We start from the raw sequence: 231 nt of genomic DNA on the forward strand, positions 1-231 counted from the left end.
TTGCTGACCTATCGAGCGCTGATCGAGCGCTTGCAGTTGCCCAGCCCGGCCATGCAGACGCTGACGGCCGCGCTGGAGTATCTGGCGGTGCTGGATGCCCGCGCCGAGCAGCCATTGCGCAGCTCTCTGGTGATCAGTCAGGGTGCCAGCCGTTTGCCGCGTACCGGATTTTTTGAGTGCGTTGAACGGTTGGGCCGATTTTCCGGGCCGGTCGACGGCATGGAAGCAGCC

Annotated in this window: 1 pseudogene; it reads left to right on the top strand. The window is 64.1% G+C overall.

Features of this window, described 5'->3' with window-relative positions:
- Nucleotides 1–231 (top strand): annotated as a pseudogene (locus tag FQ668_RS28370) (hypothetical protein); the annotation flags it as partial.

It is taken from the genome of Pseudomonas sp. Kh14 (assembly GCF_900291005.1).
GTDB lineage: Bacteria > Pseudomonadota > Gammaproteobacteria > Pseudomonadales > Pseudomonadaceae > Aquipseudomonas > Aquipseudomonas alloputida.